The sequence below is a fragment of the Actinosynnema sp. NPDC059335 genome (assembly GCF_042752395.1).
Taxonomy (GTDB): Bacteria; Actinomycetota; Actinomycetes; order Mycobacteriales; family Pseudonocardiaceae; genus Actinosynnema.
The window spans coordinates 4,591-19,836 of the sequence record NZ_JBHYXZ010000074.1 but is presented as its reverse complement, the minus strand read 5'-3'; the positions used below and the strand labels follow the sequence as shown (position 1 = coordinate 19,836).

15 protein-coding genes are annotated in these 15,246 nt (G+C 73.5%); 5 read left to right on the top strand and 10 right to left on the bottom strand.

The features are described from left to right. Positions 1-62 precede the first annotated feature (62 nt). The 6 genes from egtD to ACFXGA_RS22775 form a co-directional block, all read right to left on the bottom strand. Entirely contained in the window at positions 63-1,034 is a 972-nt protein-coding gene (egtD, locus tag ACFXGA_RS22800) for an L-histidine N(alpha)-methyltransferase (RefSeq protein ID WP_378090845.1), read from the bottom strand. Then, positions 1,031-1,780, bottom strand: a complete 750-nt coding sequence (gene egtC / locus ACFXGA_RS22795; protein WP_378090843.1) for an ergothioneine biosynthesis protein EgtC — start codon at positions 1,778-1,780, stop codon at positions 1,031-1,033. The genes egtD and egtC overlap by 4 nt, the downstream gene beginning before the upstream one ends. Positions 1,781-1,782: 2 nt before the next feature. Further along, positions 1,783-3,096 carry an ergothioneine biosynthesis protein EgtB gene (egtB, locus tag ACFXGA_RS22790; RefSeq protein ID WP_378090842.1) on the bottom strand — a complete coding sequence of 438 codons (1,314 nt, stop codon included), beginning with the start codon at positions 3,094-3,096 and terminating at the stop codon, positions 1,783-1,785. Next, positions 3,093-4,202: a glutamate-cysteine ligase family protein gene (locus ACFXGA_RS22785; protein ID WP_378090841.1), complete on the bottom strand. Its 1,110-nt coding sequence runs from the start codon at positions 4,200-4,202 to the stop codon at positions 3,093-3,095. The genes egtB and ACFXGA_RS22785 overlap by 4 nt, the downstream gene beginning before the upstream one ends. A 501-nt stretch (positions 4,203-4,703) precedes the next feature. Then, positions 4,704-6,743 carry a PQQ-dependent sugar dehydrogenase gene (locus tag ACFXGA_RS22780; RefSeq protein ID WP_378090840.1) on the bottom strand — a complete coding sequence of 680 codons (2,040 nt, stop codon included), beginning with the start codon at positions 6,741-6,743 and terminating at the stop codon, positions 4,704-4,706. Between the two features lie 14 nt (positions 6,744-6,757). Further along, positions 6,758-7,342: a Scr1 family TA system antitoxin-like transcriptional regulator gene (locus tag ACFXGA_RS22775; RefSeq protein ID WP_378090839.1), complete on the bottom strand. Its 585-nt coding sequence runs from the start codon at positions 7,340-7,342 to the stop codon at positions 6,758-6,760. 126 nt (positions 7,343-7,468) lie between these two features. Here ACFXGA_RS22775 and ACFXGA_RS22770 point away from each other — a divergent pair, with 126 nt between their 5' ends. Both ACFXGA_RS22770 and ACFXGA_RS22765 read left to right on the top strand, forming a co-directional pair. After that, complete coding sequence (locus ACFXGA_RS22770; protein WP_378090838.1) at positions 7,469-8,062, top strand: TetR family transcriptional regulator; 594 nt, start codon at positions 7,469-7,471, stop codon at positions 8,060-8,062. 70 nt (positions 8,063-8,132) lie between these two features. Next, a complete protein-coding gene (locus ACFXGA_RS22765) occupies positions 8,133-8,603 on the top strand; it encodes an acyl-CoA thioesterase (RefSeq protein ID WP_378090837.1) in 471 nt (156 codons plus the stop codon). On the opposite strand, the gene ACFXGA_RS22760 is transcribed toward ACFXGA_RS22765, so the two are convergent. Then, positions 8,572-9,630: a TetR/AcrR family transcriptional regulator gene (locus ACFXGA_RS22760; RefSeq protein ID WP_378090836.1), complete on the bottom strand. Its 1,059-nt coding sequence runs from the start codon at positions 9,628-9,630 to the stop codon at positions 8,572-8,574. The two genes, ACFXGA_RS22765 and ACFXGA_RS22760, sit on opposite strands and share 32 nt — an antisense overlap. Before the next feature lie 95 nt (positions 9,631-9,725). Here ACFXGA_RS22760 and ACFXGA_RS22755 point away from each other — a divergent pair, with 95 nt between their 5' ends. After that, positions 9,726-10,898: a cytochrome P450 gene (locus ACFXGA_RS22755; RefSeq protein ID WP_378090835.1), complete on the top strand. Its 1,173-nt coding sequence runs from the start codon at positions 9,726-9,728 to the stop codon at positions 10,896-10,898. Between the two features lie 520 nt (positions 10,899-11,418). On the opposite strand, the gene ACFXGA_RS22750 is transcribed toward ACFXGA_RS22755, so the two are convergent. Further along, on the bottom strand, positions 11,419-11,907 hold the full coding sequence (locus ACFXGA_RS22750) for a hypothetical protein (protein ID WP_378090834.1): 489 nt from the start codon (positions 11,905-11,907) through the stop codon (positions 11,419-11,421). Beyond that, complete coding sequence (locus ACFXGA_RS22745; RefSeq protein ID WP_378090833.1) at positions 11,904-12,386, bottom strand: hypothetical protein; 483 nt, start codon at positions 12,384-12,386, stop codon at positions 11,904-11,906. The genes ACFXGA_RS22750 and ACFXGA_RS22745 overlap by 4 nt, the downstream gene beginning before the upstream one ends. Before the next feature lie 88 nt (positions 12,387-12,474). On the opposite strand from ACFXGA_RS22745, the gene ACFXGA_RS22740 reads away from it, so the two are divergent. Beyond that, the gene (locus ACFXGA_RS22740; RefSeq protein ID WP_378090832.1) at positions 12,475-13,773 is read left to right on the top strand and encodes a cytochrome P450; all 1,299 of its coding nucleotides are present in this window, start codon (positions 12,475-12,477) and stop codon (positions 13,771-13,773) included. An 82-nt stretch (positions 13,774-13,855) separates the two neighbouring features. Here ACFXGA_RS22740 and ACFXGA_RS22735 read toward each other — a convergent pair whose 3' ends face one another. Further along, positions 13,856-14,242 carry a winged helix-turn-helix transcriptional regulator gene (locus ACFXGA_RS22735; RefSeq protein WP_378090831.1) on the bottom strand — a complete coding sequence of 129 codons (387 nt, stop codon included), beginning with the start codon at positions 14,240-14,242 and terminating at the stop codon, positions 13,856-13,858. 96 nt (positions 14,243-14,338) lie between these two features. Between ACFXGA_RS22735 and ACFXGA_RS22730 the strand changes: the two genes are divergently transcribed. Then, on the top strand, positions 14,339-15,163 hold the full coding sequence (locus ACFXGA_RS22730; RefSeq protein ID WP_378090830.1) for an NAD(P)H-binding protein: 825 nt from the start codon (positions 14,339-14,341) through the stop codon (positions 15,161-15,163). Positions 15,164-15,246 lie beyond the last annotated feature (83 nt).

Here is a 15,246-nt window from a genome sequence, read left to right as displayed (position 1 = left end):
CCGGCGCGTGCGCGGGGGGCGCGCGCGGGCCCCCCCGCGCCCCCCCCCCCCCACGTCACGCCCTAGACCGCCCGGGCCAGGGACAGGGCGAACCTGCCCTCCGGGTCGGTCCACCAGCGCAGCGGCTCGAAGCCCGCCGCGGCCAGCTCCCGCGCCACGCCCTCACGGCGGAACTTCGCGGACACCTCGGTGCGCAGCTCCTCGCCCTCGGCGAACGCCACCTCCAGCCCCAGCGCCGCCACATGCGCCTTGACCGGCCGCAACGCCCGCAGCCGCATCTCGATCCACTCCTCCTCCGCGTTCCACAGCGCCACGTGCTCGAAGTCCACCGGGTCGAAGTCGGCCGCCAGCTCCCGGTTGATCACGCGCAGCACGTTGCGGTTGAACTCGGCGGTCACGCCCTGCGCGTCGTCGTACGCGCGCACCAGCACGTCCGGGTCCTTCACCAGGTCCGTGCCGAGCAGCAGCCACTCCCCCGGCTCCAGCACGTCGCGCACCGAGTGGAAGAACTTGGCCCGCTCCTCCGGGATCAGGTTCCCGATCGTCCCGCCCAGGAACGCCACCACCCGCGGCGGCGCGCCGGGCAGCAGCCCGAGGTGCTCGGTGAAGTCGCCGACCACCCCGTGCACCCGCAGCCCCGGGTACGCCGCCATGATCGCCCGGGCCGCGTCGGTCAACGCCGACGGCGACACGTCCAACGGCACGAACTCGCGCAACGTGCCGTGCTCGCGCAGGGCGCTGAGCAGCAGCCGCGTCTTCTCCGACGAGCCGGAACCCAACTCGACCAGCGAGTGCGCGCCGGTGAGCGACGCGATCTCCGCCGCCCGCGCCACCAGGATCTCCCGCTCCGCGCGGGTCGGGTAGTACTCGGGCAGCCGGGTGATCTCCTCGAACAGGTCGCTGCCGACCGCGTCGTAGAACCACTTCGGCGACACCCACTTCGGCCGCGCGGTCAGCCCCGCCCTCGCCTCGGCCCGCAGCGCGAGCGCCGCGTCCTCGGGGGTCAGGTGCACGTCCAGCACAGGCTCGGTCATCCTCGTCCAATCGGTTGAACGTCCACATCGGACACATCCGCCGTGACGACGTGCCCGTCGGGCACCTCCCGCCAGCGCGGGTCGTCGTCCAGCGGCTCGGAGGCCAACGTCACCGCGCCGTCACCCGAGCGCACCCACAGCGAGTGCGTCCACGTGGTGCCGGCGAGCACGGCGCCGTCGGTGAGCAGCAGGTTCAGCCGGGACCCCGGGGCCGCCGCCGCCACCTCGGCCACGACGGACGCCAGCGCGGCCCCGGGCGCGGCCCCCGCCGCCAGGCGCGACCGCACCAACGCCCACAGCAGCGCCGCGTCGGTCGGCGCGTCCAGCGTCAGCAGCGTGGCCACCGGCAGCGTCTTGGCGACGTCCACCACGGACTCCGGCCAGTCGGCCACCCGTCCGTTGTGGCTGAACAGCCACCGCCCGTCGGTGAACGGCGCGCACGCGGTGTCGACCACCGGCATGCCCACCGTCGCCGACCGGACCGCGGCCAGCACCGCGCCGGACCGCGTGACCCGGCTCAGCGCGAGCAGGTTCTCGTCCGACCACAGCGTGCCCGCGCGGCGGTAGCGCAGCGCGGGACCGCCCGGCGCGGGGTACCACCCCACGCCGTAGCCGTCCACGTTGACCGTGCCGCCGCCGCGCATGTCCCGCGGCGCGTACGACTGCCGCACCAGCGAGTTCGGCGGGTCGTGCACCAGCGCGGCGACGGGCACGGCGGGGCCCAGGTAACCCAGGTGGCGGCACACGGTCAGGCCAACTCGTCCCGGGACGCGTCCCGCGCGCAGCGGAAGCCGGCGAAGATCTGCCGCCGGATCGGGTAGTCCCAGTTCCGGAACGTCGACCGCACCGCCGCCTGGTCGCTGCCGAACGACCCGCCCCGCAGCACCTTGTAGTCCGACCCGAAGAACACCTGCGAGTACTCCGCGTACGGGAACACCTCGAACCCGGCGTAGCCGTGGAAGTCGGAGCTGGTCCACTCCCACACGTCGCCGATCAGCTGGTGCACGCCCAGCGGCGACGCGCCCGCCGGGTACGCGCCGACCGGCGCGGGCGTCAGGTGCCGCTGGTTGAGGTTGGCGTGCCGCTCGGTCGGGTCCTCGTCGCCCCACGGGTAGCGCCGCGACCGGCCGGTCGCCGGGTCGAACCGGGCCGCCTTCTCCCACTCCACCTCGGTGGGCAGCCGCTTGCCCGCCCACGTCGCGTACGCCTCGGCCTCGTAGTAGCAGACGTGCACCACCGGCTGGTCCGGGTCGAGCGGGACCGTGCGGCCGAACGCGGTGCGGTACCACTGGTCCCCGACGCGCTCCCAGAACCGGGGCGCCACCAGGGACGCCTTCCGCACGTGCGCCCAGCCCGCCTCGCTCCACCACCTCGGGTCGCGGTAGCCGCCGTCGGCGATGAACGCGGCGTACGCGCCGTTGGTCACCGGCGTGGTGTCGATGAAGAACGGCTCGGTGACCACCTGGTGCGCGGGCCGCTCGTTGTCCAGCGCCCACGCCTCGGTGGACGTGCCCATGGTGAACGGCCCGCCGGGCACCAGCACCTCGGCCGGACCGACCGGGCCGCCGGGCGGCGGGGCGGGCGCGTCCAGCACGGGCTCGCCGACGCGGAGCTGGTGCGTGGCCAGCATGGTCTCGTCGTGCTGCTGCTCGTGCTGCACGATCATGCCGAACGCGAACCCGTTGTCGACGAGCCGGTGGCCCTCCAGCGGGGTGCGTTCGAGCACGTCGAACACCTTGTCCCGGACCTCGCCGACGTACTTGCGCGCCTCGGCCGGCCCGAGCAGCGGCAGCTCCGGCCGCACCGCCCTGGCGTGCTTGAACGCGTCGTACAGCTCATCGATGTCCGCGCGGACCGGCTCGCGCCCGCCCACGTCGCGGACCAGCCACAGCTCTTCCTGGTTGCCGATGTGCGCGAGGTCCCACACCAGCGGCGACATCAGCTTGGAGTGCTGGCGGACGAGGTCGTGGTCGTCCACCGCGTCGGTGAGCAGCCTGCTGCGTTCGCGCGCCCTGGTGAGCTGGGCGGCGACCCGGTCGCGCAGGTTCTCGGTGCTGGTCATGAACGGCCCCCTCCGGTCTTCTCGGCGAGCGTGCGGTGCAACTCCTCGGCGATCGCGTCGATCTGGCCGATCGACAGGTCGGTGTCGGGCAGCGCGGCGCAGCCCAGCTCGACCACGTCGCGCGCCGCGCGGGCGAGCACCGGGTCGTGCAGGCCGTAGCGCGCGGCGGCCAGCCAGCGGTTCGCGGCGGTCTCGGTCGCCGCGAGCACGCCGTCCACCGACTCCGGCGTGCTGAACAGCGCCGCCATCAGCACGACCGGCGGCAGCCACTGGCCGTCCGGCGGCGTGTCGAGGTAGCGGACCTCCAGGTAGCCGCGCGGGCGGACGGGCGGGAACTGGAGGGTGAGGTGGTAGTCGAGGTCGTCGGACGTCGCCGGCTCGCCGAGCGCGCCCCCGATCCAGTCGGCGAACGTGAGCGGGCGCGGCGGCAGCCAGTTCGGCCCCGGTCTGCGGACCGCGATGACCGGCGCGTCGAGCACGCGCTTGGCCCACGCGTCGGCCGGTCTGGCGCACACCGCCGCCGGGCGGGTGCGCACCGGGTCGGTGGCGTAGAGGGTGCGCATCCTCGCGCTGGCCCAGTCCGTGCGGCGGCCGTTGACACCCGGCGAGTTCGCGAACAACGCGGTCAGCACGGGACCGAGGGCGTGCACCGCGGCCCAGCGCTTGGGCAGGTCGTGCGCCAGCCCGAAGTCCAGGCACACCTGCAGGCCCGCGGTGCTGCACATCATCGTGATGCCCTCGGGCCCGAGCGGGGCGAAGGCGTGTTCCATGGCCGCGTAGCGCGGGACGTCGAGCATCCGGCGGGGCGGGCGGAACGGGTCCGCGCCGTGCTGGCCGAGGCGCAGGCCGGCCGGCCGGAGCAGGCCCTGGAGGTGGTCGATGTCCGCCGCGACGGTCTTGAGCAGATCCGTCAACGATTCGCGTGGCGGGGTGGAGATCTCTACCTGGCCACCCGGTTCCACCGTCAGCGGGGTGCCGGAGGGCAGCGGCCGCTGGGGGCTGTCGGGGACGAGGGTCGGTGGTGCGTGGTCGCCGAGCGCGGCCGCGAGGGTCTTCGCGTCGAGCGGCCGGCTGGGATCTTCGACGTGGTGGACGGTCCATTCCAATTCGACTCCGAGGAACCTCGGAGGCCCGTGCTTGAAGCAGACCGAGGCCACGTAGGCCTCGGCCTCCGCTCGATCCCGGAACACCGCCGGGGCGGGCCCCGGAGCCGGGGCATTACGGACAGCAGTCACTGGTGGCACTCCCCGTGATCAACCTGGTCCGTTCGACGCTACACGCCGCCACCGACACTCGCAGCCGTGGAAAACCCTTGGGGATCAACGACAAGGGCGGGGCCCGGTACCGGTTCCGGCGGCCGGTCGGGCGGCGTTCGGCGGCGGACCGGACGCCGCGGCGCTGCTCCGATCGGCCGCGTCGCGCCGCCCGGCGGACGGGCCTGGCAGTGGGGTGAACACCTCGTGGCGACCGGGTGACCCGGACCCGCGAACCGCCCCGTCCGACGCGAATCGGGCGAGTCGGGCGGCCGGGCGCGGGCGGCCGGACGCCGGTGATCGGCCGCGGGTGATCAGGGGCGGGTGATCAGGGTGGCGGTCGGGAGGGAGCGGTCACCCGTACCGGATGTCCACGTGCAGCACCCGGTCGTTGCCGCTCTGCCCGTCGCGGTCCTCGGTGGTCGTCAGCCAGAGGTCGCCCTCGGGGTCCACCTCGACCGTCCGCAGCCGACCGTACGCGTGGTGGAAGAACTCCCGCTGCTCCACCAGGTCGTCGGAGTCGATGCGCAGCCGGTACACCCGCTGCCCGATCGTGGTGCCGATGAACAGGTGGTCGTTGATGATCGCCAACCCGCTCGGCCCGCCGGCCGACGTCGGCCACGTCACCTTCGGCGGCACGCTGCCCTCGCAGTACCCGTCCCGGCCCTCGCAGCCCGGCCAGCCGTAGTTGCCGCCGCGCTGGATCAGGTTGACCTCGTCCCAGGTGTTGTTGCCGAACTCCGTGGCCCACAGCCTGCCCCGCGAGTCGAACGCCAGGCCCTGCACGTTGCGGTGCCCGTAGCTCCAGATCGCCTTGCCCGGGAACGGGTTGTCGACCGGGATCGACCCGTCCGGGTGGATCCGCAGGATCTTGCCCGCGTTGGTGTCGAGGTTCTGCCCGTAGCTGCCGTTCTGCGCGTCGCCGGTGGAGACGAACAGGTACCGGCCGTCCGGGCTGAACCGCAGCCGGCCGCCGTTGTGGTAGCGGTTCTTGGGGATCCCGCCCAGGATCGTGGTCCAGCCGGTCAGCGCGTCCCCCGCCAGCCTGGCCCGCACGACTTGGTTGCCGCCCTCGGCGGTGTGGTAGATGAAGACGTGCCCGTCCGCGACGAACGTGGGCGACACCGCGATGCCCAGCAGGCCGCCCTCGCCGCTGGTGCTCTGCGCGCCGGGCACCCGGCCGAGGTCGGTCCGCCGGCCGTCCGGGGAGAGCCGGTAGACCTTGAACCGCTCCCGCTCGGTGACCAGCGCCGAGCCGTCCGGCAGGAACGCCACGCCCCACGGCACGTCGGTGCCGTCGCGCAACGCCGTCACCACGCCGGGCGTCGGCTCGCCCGCGGGCACGGCGCCGCCGGGTGCGGCGATCACCTCGGCGCTGAACGGCGAGAGGTTCCCCGCCGCGTCCCGCGACCGCACGCTGAACCGGTGCCCGACGCCGGCGCTCAGCCCGTCGACCGTGGCCGAGGTCGCGTCGGTGGTGCCCACCTGCGCGCCGTCGCGGTGCACGAGGTAGCCGGTGACGCCGACGTTGTCGGTGGAGGCGTCCCACGCGAGCGACACGCTGGTCGGCGTCCGCCCGGTGACGCGCAGGTTGCCGGGCGCGGTGGGCGACTGGTTGTCCAGCAGCACGGTGTCGGTGCGCATGACGACGTTGTTGCTGGCCTGGGAGACGTTCGGCACGGCGTCGCGCGCCAGGACCGTCCAGTCGTACTCGGTGTCGGCCTCCAGGCCGATGACGGTCGCGCTCAGCGTCTCGCCCGGCACGCTCATCATCAACTGCCCGTGCTGGTAGACGTCGTAGCCCACCACGCCGACGTTGTCGGTGGCCGCGTCCCAGGCGAGCGACGCGCTGTGCTCGGTCTTGCCGGTCACGCGCAGGTTGCGCGGCGGGGTCGGCGGCTGGGTGTCCACGGGGGCGGGGCCCACGGACACCCGGTCGGTGTTCGGGCCGCCGTCCCGGCTCACGGCGGTGGCCCGGACGCGGTTGCGGCCCGTCCGCAGGGACACGGTCGCGGTGGCGTCGCGCCACGTGGTCCACGCCCCCGTGCCGGGGAACGGGACGGTGCCCGCCTGCACGCCGTTCACCGACACCGCGAGCACGAGGTCGGACCGGGTCCCGTTGGCGTAGCGGAAGACGAGCCGGTGCGGGCCCTCCTCGGCGGCGGCCACGGTGTACTCGACGTACCCGCCGGCCGCGTCGTCGTAGTCGACGTACCCGGGCCCGGTGTAGCCGGCGTGGTCGGAGCGCACCTCGCCCCCGGAGATCGTCGCCGCCTCGGCCTGGTGCTCGGTCAGCCCGCGCGCCGCGCCGGGGGCGGCGAGCAGCAGCGGCGACGTCAGGGCCGCCACCGCGACCAGGGCGAGCCTGCGCCGGGTGTTCGGTGTGGGAGCCATCGGTGTCCCCGGTCTCAGCGGTTGCGGTGGTGCGCGGCGCGGCGGCGGAACGCCGACCGCGAGGACGGCACGTCGAGCGCGACCCGGTCCAGCACCTCGGCCTGCCGCCGGCCGTCGGGCAGGGTGAACGGCGAGCGGAGCACGTCGACGTGGCCGGCCGCGAAGGGCACGAGGCGGACCGGCACGTCGTCCCGGTCGGCGAGCGCGTCGAACTGCCCGGCCATGACCGCGTCGTCGCCGACCCGCACGTGCAACGCGGCCTCGTGCACGAAGAAGCGCGCGGTGGCGGGCACGGGCCGGTCGCCCGGGTCGTGGGCGGGCACGTCGTGGGCGAGCGCGTCGTCGCCGATCGCGCGGTGGCCCAGGGCCAGGGCGTAGGCCGGGGTGCGCAGCGGTTCGGGCACGCACAGGGGCTCGAAGACCACGAGGTCGGACCCGTTCGGCCCGCACGCGACCTCGCCCGGTCGGCGGCCCACGAGCCTGATCAGATCGATCAAGTCCGGGCCGTGCCGACTGCGGTCCACCGTGGACGGTCGGTTCCACCAGCCCGAGCCCGGCACCAGCCTCAGCGGCGGCCGGATGTCCTCACCTGCGGTCACGGTGCGCCACCGTAGTGACGGTGACCAGGTGTTTCGAGCCGAGAGCGAGAAGTACACCCCAAAGTGGACCGGGCAAGCCGTACGTACTGATTGGATTTCCCCTGGCGGCCCTGGCAACATCGACAGGTGCCCAGGGTGAGCCAGGACCACCTCGATGCGCGTCGCCGTCAGATCCTCGACGGCGCACGCGCGTGCTTCGCGCGATTCGGCTACGAAGGCGCGACCGTGCGCCGCCTGGAAGAGGCTACCGGCCTGTCCAGGGGCGCGATCTTCCACCACTTCCGGGACAAGGAGTCGCTGTTCCTGGCGCTGGCCGAGGACGACGCGCTGCGCATGGCCGAGGTCGTCGCGGAGCAGGGCCTGGTGCAGGTGATGCGGGAGCTGCTGCACCCGCCGGACCCCGAGGACGTCGAGCACCCGGCGGACTGGCTCGGCACGCGGCTGGAGGTGTCGCGCCGGCTGCGCACCGACCCGGAGTTCCGGGCGCGGTGGGCGGAGCGGTCGCGGCAGCTCACCGACGCGACGCGGCAGCGGCTGGAGCGCCAGCGCGAGGCCGGGAACCTGCGCGACGACGTGGACGTGGACGTGCTGACGTCGTTCCTGGAGCTGGTGCTGGAGGGCCTGGTGTCGCACCTGGCGATGGGCCTGCCGGCCGACGACCTCGAACCGGTGCTCGACCTGGTCGAGGAGAGCGTGCGCCGGCATCGCCGGTCCGGCTGACCCGTCGTCACCCGCAGCGCTCTTCGCGGGATCGGGACACACCGGGTGGGTGACCCATAGGATCGCCGACATGGCTGACGCGCGACCTGCCCACGTGCACCGGGTGCGGGTGCGCCCGGTCGACTGCGACCGCCAGGGGATCGTCCACGCCTCCCGCTACCCGGTCTTCTTCGAGGCCGCGATGGTGGAGGCGCTGCGGTCGCTGCTGGGCTCCTACCGGGAGCTGGAGAAGCACGGCATCGACTTCGTGATGGCCGAGACGTCCATCCGGTACCTCGCCCCGGCCCGGTTCGACGACCTGCTGCGGATCGCGGTGCGGGTGCGCACGCTCGGCACCACGACGCTGACCATGGGTTTCGACGCGGACGTGGACGGCACGCCGGTCGCCACGGGCTGGAACCGGTACGTCTCCTTCGGCACGCCGGAGCTGCGCAGCACCCCCATCCCGGCCGACTTCCGCAAGGCCCTGGAACGCCGGCCGGCCGCCGCGAGACCCGCGACCAGGCCCGTCACCCGGTCCGTGCCCGAGCCCCGGCGCTGACCGCGTGACCCGCGCCTGACCCCTCGGCCCGCGCCACGACCCGGCCGCGCTCGACGCGGACCGCGGTCTCGGTCTCGTCGCTCACCGCCGGCACGCCCGCGGCGGCGGCCAGCGCGCCGGTCTCGTCGCACACCACCCGCAGCCGGGGCCACGCCCGGACCGGGAACGCCTCCCGCAGGCCCGCGCACACCTGCGCCACCACCAGCCGCGCCAGCGGCGCGAGTTCGGCCGGCGTCGCGGTGACCATCGCGAGCGTCACCGGCACGTCCGCCCGCACCGCCTCCTCCACGGCCGCCAGCCGGTTCAGCCCCAGCACGACCACCACGCCGTCCTCGTCCGGCGTCACCTCGGAGCCCCGCACGAGGTCCACGACGGTCGGCGGGCTCCACGGCCGGTCGTCGTCCCGCACCGCCGCGCCGGGCGGGGTCGCCCACCAGTCGTTGAGGTCCAGGCCGGCGAGGCGTTCGCACGCGCTGATCACGTCGAACGGCTCCACGAACCCCGGCGCGGCGGCCGCGAGCCCGCTCGCGCCGGAGAGGGTGGTCAGCACCGTCTCGGCGAGCCGCACCAGGCGGGGCGGCGGCGAGCCGGGCGGCGTCACGACCGGTTCGACGGCTTCCAGCGCGAGGCTGACCAGCAGCGCGTCCAGCTTCATGAGCTGCGTGAACGGCCGGCGCGTCACCTCCTCGGCGGCGACCTCGGGCAGGAAGTCCCGCGCCAGCGGGTCGTGGCCGACGGAGGTGACCCAGGCACGGGCCAGCGCGCCGAGGGCTTCGCGGCGGTTCGTCCCGCGCTGGGGGTTCGACGGCGCCACGGCGCGTTCGGCCAACTCGGCCAGCACCGCGAAGTAGAGGGCCCGCTTGCCGGGGAAGTTCGAGTACACCGCGCCCCGGGTCAGCTCGGCGCGCTGCGCGATCGTGTCGATCTTCGCGTCCCGGAAGCCGCGCTCGGCGAACTCGGCCCGGGCGGCGTCCACCACCCGCGCCCGGTTGCGCTCCTGAGCCTCCGCCCTGCTCAGCCGTGCCATCACCCTCCCCGTTTGCCAGGCGTCGCGTGGTCAAGATACCGTCATCATTCAGATGATGAGAACATCTGAACTGAACATCTGCATGGAGGACCGCGTTGACCGTTCCCGAGATCGACCCCGCCGACCCCGCGGTGCTGTCGGACCCCTTCACGGCTTACGGGGAGGCCCGTGAGCGCTGCCCGGTGGCGAAGATGCGCCTGCCCGGCATGGGCGACATGTGGGTGCTGACGCGGCACGAGGACGCCAAGGCGATGCTCGCCGACCCCCGCTTCGAGTTGAGCGCCAACAGCTTCATGGGCCTGCCCGGCGTGCCGGAGCACTGCAAGCCGTACCTGCGCACGATGTCCGAGATGAACGGCCCGGAGCACCTGCGGCTGCGGAAGCTGGCCGCGCCCGCGTTCACCGCGCGCCGGGCGGAGGGCTTCCGGGCGCGCATCGAGGTGATCGTCGGCGAGCTGCTCGACGCCCTGCCGGACACCGGGCCGGTGGACCTGCTGGCGCACTTCGCCCGGCCGTTGCCGATGGACGTCATCTGCGAGCTGGTGGGCATCCCCGCCGAGGAGCGGGGCCTGTGGCGCGAGTACGGCGCGGCGGCCGTGGGCGGCTACGGCCCGGCGTTCCTGGCCGCGATCCCGGACATCGTCGAGGGCGCGATCGAGGCCGTCGCACTGCGCCGGACGTCACCGGGCGACGACCTGATCTCCCAGCTCCTGCGGGTCCGCGACGAGGACGGCGACCGGTTCACCGACGCGGAGCTGGTGACCCTGGTGTGGCAGCTCGTGATCGCCGGGCAGACGCCGACCAACCTCATCGTCAACGGCCTGGAAGCGCTGCTGACCCACCCCGACCAGCTCGCCGCCGTGCGCGCGGACCCCACCCTGGTGCCGCGCGCGGTCGAGGAGCTGACGCGGTGGGTCGGCCCCCAGTTGCTCACCGTGCCCCGGTTCGCGACGGAGGAGGTCGCGTTCGGCGACGTGGTGATCGGCAAGGGCGAACCGGTGATGACGGCGATCGTCTCGGCCAACCGCGACCCCCGCGTCTACGCCGACCCGGACGCGTTGGACGTGACGCGCGAGCAGCCGACCGGCCACCTCGGGTACTCGCACGGCGCGCACTTCTGCCTCGGCGCCGCGTTCGCGCGGGTGCAGACGCAGGTGGCCATCTCGGAAATCCTCCGGCGATTCCCCGACCTGGCCCTGGCCGAGACGCCACAACGCACTCCGGACGGCGGAACCTGGCGCTTGTCCTCACTCGTCGTCAATCGCTGAAACAAATCCCCGACGTACGCAGCAATCCACAGCCTGCAGTCTGAAACAAGAACAACGACCCACAACGGACCCGCAGCCTCCCCACCGAGGCTCGATTTGACATGGGTTCGGGTGCCGTAGGCTGGACGAAGCCGGGCAGGCTTGGCGGGCGCGTTTTACCCCCATCCCGCCCGGCCTTTGCCCGCCGGTGGTGCCCCGAAGGGCCCCCTGTCAAAAAGAGCCCGGGACCCGCACCGCACGCCAACGAACAAAAAGCAAAAAGCGTCCTCGCCGGACGGGCAGATCAGCAGGATGGAGGGGTTCGGGCGGTCAACTCCCGTACCAGCCGGAGCCGGACTCCGCGCCATCCCACCGACCTCCACAAGGGCTACCACACGCGTCAAGGGGGCGGTATAGGAACACAATCAGGCAATGCATGCACGCCGCCCCCTTGACACGTGCGGTAGGGCTGCGCCAGGTCGGCGGGATGGCACGGAGCCCTCCCTTTTTTGGGGAAGGACAGGGGGTTGGCGTGTGGGGGTTAGGTGGTGAAGAAGTGGTTGATGATCGTGGTGGCGAGGTTGGTGGCGGTTTGGGCGGTGGTGTCGAGGACCAGGTGGGCTTCAGGTGGCGGTGGGGTGGGGTTGGCGAGGTGGCGCAGGTGCTCGTCGGGTAGGCCGCGCAGGTCGTCGCCGGGGATGGCCGGGCCTTGGCCGGCGCCGCGCAGGAGCAGGCGGGTGACGAGGTCGTCGTGGGTCGCGTGCAGCCAGCAGAGGTTGGCGTCGGGGAGGAGGTCGGGGTGGTGTTCGCCGGTGATCACCAGGTGGTGCGCGCCCTCTTCGAGGTAGACGCGGCGGACGGCGTGGAGGCGGCGGGCGGTGGCGGGCAGGTCGAGGGGTGGGGTGGCGAAGGTCAGTTGGGCCACGTCGAGGTAGCCGGCCTTGGTGGTCGTGACGAGGCGGCGGTAGACCTCCCAGGCCACGGTCGACTTGCCGACCGCGCGGGGGCCGGAGATCCACACGGTGGTCACGCGGTCCACCTCTTCCGGATTTCCGCGGCGATCGAGGTCGGTGTGCGGCGGTCGGTGTCCACGGTGAAGTCGGCGAAGTCGGTGGCGTCGAGGGCTTCCGCGTCGGCGAGCGCCTGGTCGACGGCTTCGGTGAGCCAACCGCGGCCCAGGAAGCGGGTGCGCAGTTCGTCGCGGTGGACCCGCAGCCGGCACAGGGTGATGTCGGCGCCGGGCAGGCGGTCGGTGTACCGGCGGGCGTCCTCCGGGGTGTTGAGGAAGCCGGAGACGACCAGCGGGGAACCCCGGAACTCCGGCCACAGCGCGCCGAGCGCCTTCGACTTGACGCGGTGGTTCTCCGGGTCGTCGGCGGCCGTCGGGTGGCAGAGGCCGAGTTGGTCGGCGTCGACGTAGGACGCCCGGTCGAAGAGGCGGTGGACCAGGAAACCGACCGTCGACTTGCCGACGCCGGACGGGCCGAGGAGCCAGAGCACGGTGGTCATCGCGCGCGAGGGTAGAGCGGTGCGACGCCGCGTCGCGATCGGTTTTCGGTTGCTTGAACCTTTCTCGCGATCACGCCACGGTGGGGGCATGCCGTCCACGGTGAAGAACGCGACGCTGCTGTTCCTGGGGCGCACCGTCGTCCGGGCGCAAGCCCTCCTCGGCGACCCCGCCGCCCGGTTGCTCGGGCTCAGCCCGACCAACGACCCCTACCCCGTGTACGAGTCGGTGCGCGGGCAGGGGCTCCTGGTGAAGACGAAGATGGGGCTGTACCTCACCGCCTCGCACGAGTTGTGCTCCACGATCCTGCGCGATCCCGGTTTCGGGCCGCTGTCCGCGGGCGAGTTGTCCCCGGTGGACTCGTCGGTGCAGCCCGACGGGCGGCGGCTGGTGAACCCGGTCGAGGAGTCCTTCCTGGTGCTCAACCCGCCCGAGCACACCCGGCTGCGGCGGTTGGTCGCGCCCTGGTTCACGCCGCGCGGGCTGCGCGCGCAGGTGGCCACGGTGGAGCGGGTGGTCGAGGAGTACCTGGACGAGGTGGCGGACCGAGGGGTGTTCGACCTCGTGGGCGACTTCGCGGCCAGGGTGCCGATCCAGGTGATCGTCGACCTGCTCGGCGTGCCGGGCGCGGACCACGCGACGTTCGCCCGGTGGGGCAGCGCGCTGGTCAACGCGCTCGACGGCGTGCGCGACATGCGGGACCTGCGGGCGTTGCAGACCGCGTTGCGGGAGTTCGAAGCGTTCCTGGACGACCTGATCGCGCACCGGCGGCGGCACCCGGGCGGGGACGACATCGTGTCCGCGTTGGTGGCGCACGACGACCTGTCCCGCGAGGACCTGATCGCCACGACGGAACTGCTGCTGGTGGCCGGGTTCGAGACCACCGTCAACCTGATCGGCAACTCGGTGCTCGCGGTGCTGGGCCACCCCGGGGTGCGCGAGCGCCTGCTCGCCGACCCCGACTACGCGGACGCCGTCATCGAGGAGACGCTGCGCCACGACCCGCCGGTGCAGTACACGGTGCGGGTGCCGTTCGAGGCGACCGAGGTCGCGGGCACGCGGCTGCCGAAGGGCACGCCGATCATGCTCATGCTCGCGGCGGCCAACCGGGACCCGGCGGTGTTCGCCGACCCGCACCGGTTCGACCCGGACCGCCCGAACGCGCGCGAGCACCTGGCGTTCTCGTCGGGCATCCACTTCTGCCTCGGCGCGGGCCTCGCCCGCATGGAGGCCGCGGCGGCGCTGCGAGGGCTGTTCCGCCGCTTCCCGGACCTCAAGGCGGCGGGCCGGGTGCACCGCCGCCCGTCCCGGGCGATTCGGGGTCCGGCGCGGTTCCCGGTCACGCCGGGCGCGACAAAACACCACCCGATCGTGCAAACCCTCGGCTGAAACCCGGGGAAGTGGTGCATGCTTGTACCGCGCGTCGACCCGCCGCACCGCCGCCGCGGCGGGTCGTTGCGCCCTTTCCGCACTACTGCGGACCACTGCCCCGCTGTGTGGCGTCGTGCTCCTGCCGCGCGCGTTCGACCTTGTCCAGGTTCGCCGCGGACCACTCGGCCAGGTGCGCGAACAACGGCGCGAGGCTGCGCCCGAGGTCGCTGATCTCGTACTCCACCCTGGGCGGCACTTCGGCGTGGTAGGTGCGGACGACGAGCCCGTCGCGCTCCAACTGGCGCAGGCGCTGGGTCAGCACCTTGGGCGTGATCGTGGTGATGCGGCGCGCCAGCTCCACGAACCGCTGCCGCCCGTACTCGTTGAGCGCCCAGAGGATCGGGGTCGTCCAGCGGCTGAACACGAGGTCCACCACCGGCGCGATGGGGCAGGCCAGTTCGGGCTCGGTCGTTGTGCCACTAGTCACATCGGACCCCTTCCGCCATTACTTTCCTCTAGGTACCTACTATATCGAGGGAAGTAGCGTCCCCGTTGTTCGAGAGCGGAACAACGGGGAGCGGACATGATCGTGGTGACAGGGGCGACCGGGAACGTCGGCCGGGCGCTGGTGCGGGTGCTGGCCGGGGCGGGCGAGCGGGTGACGGCCGTGTCGCGCGGGGAGGCGCCGCCGGGCGTGCGGCACGTGCGGGCGGACCTCGCCCGGCCCGACAGCCTGCGACCGGCCCTCGACGGCGCGTCGGTGCTGTTCCTTCTGACCTCCGGCGACTTCACGGCGCGCGGCGACGGCGGCGCGGTGCTCGGCGACGTGCTCGACCACGCCCGAGCGGCCGGGGTGGGCCGGGTCGTGCTGCTGTCCTCGCAGGGCGTCGGCACGGGGCGGCACTCGCCGCACCTGGAGGAGGCGGTCACGCGGTCGGGCCTGGAGTGGACGGTGCTGCGGCCGGGCGGGTTCGCCTCGAACAGCTACGCGTGGGCCACGACGATCCGGGAGCAGCGGCTGGCCGCCGCGCCGTTCGCGGACGTGGCGCTGCCCGTCGTGGACCCGGACGACATCGCCGCGGTGGCCGCGGCGGCGTTGCGCGAGGAGGGCCACGGCGGCCGGACGTACGTGCTGACCGGACCGGAGGCGGTCACGCCGCGGCAGCAGGTCGCCGCCATCGGGGACGCGCTGGGCGAACCGGTGCGGTTCGTGGAGCTGAGCCGCGAGGAGGCCAGGGCCGGCATGGCGGCGTTCATGCCGGAGGTGGTCGCGGACGCCACCCTGGACATCCTCGGCACGCCGACCGCCGACGAGCGGCGGGTGCACGCCGACGTCGAACGGGTGCTCGGCCGGCCGGCGGGCACGTTCGCCGACTGGGCGGCGCGGCACGCGGCCGCCTTCCGGTGACCGCGCGGGGTGGGCGGGGCGGCGCGCGCGCGCCGCGCCCGGCCCGGAGGTGTCGGGCCCGCGCGACCCCGGGGTGGGCGGGG

Coding starts and splice junctions, on each gene's coding strand:
- egtB (WP_378090842.1), bottom strand. CDS start 3,096: ATGACCAGCACCGAGAACCTGCGCGACCGGGTCGCCGCCCAGCTCACC.
- ACFXGA_RS22760 (WP_378090836.1), bottom strand. CDS start 9,630: ATGGCACGGCTGAGCAGGGCGGAGGCTCAGGAGCGCAACCGGGCGCGG.
- ACFXGA_RS22730 (WP_378090830.1), top strand. CDS start 14,339: ATGATCGTGGTGACAGGGGCGACCGGGAACGTCGGCCGGGCGCTGGTG.
- ACFXGA_RS22740 (WP_378090832.1), top strand. CDS start 12,475: ATGCCGTCCACGGTGAAGAACGCGACGCTGCTGTTCCTGGGGCGCACC.
- ACFXGA_RS22780 (WP_378090840.1), bottom strand. CDS start 6,743: ATGGCTCCCACACCGAACACCCGGCGCAGGCTCGCCCTGGTCGCGGTG.
- ACFXGA_RS22765 (WP_378090837.1), top strand. CDS start 8,133: ATGGCTGACGCGCGACCTGCCCACGTGCACCGGGTGCGGGTGCGCCCG.
- egtD (WP_378090845.1), bottom strand. CDS start 1,034: ATGACCGAGCCTGTGCTGGACGTGCACCTGACCCCCGAGGACGCGGCG.
- ACFXGA_RS22745 (WP_378090833.1), bottom strand. CDS start 12,386: ATGACCACCGTGCTCTGGCTCCTCGGCCCGTCCGGCGTCGGCAAGTCG.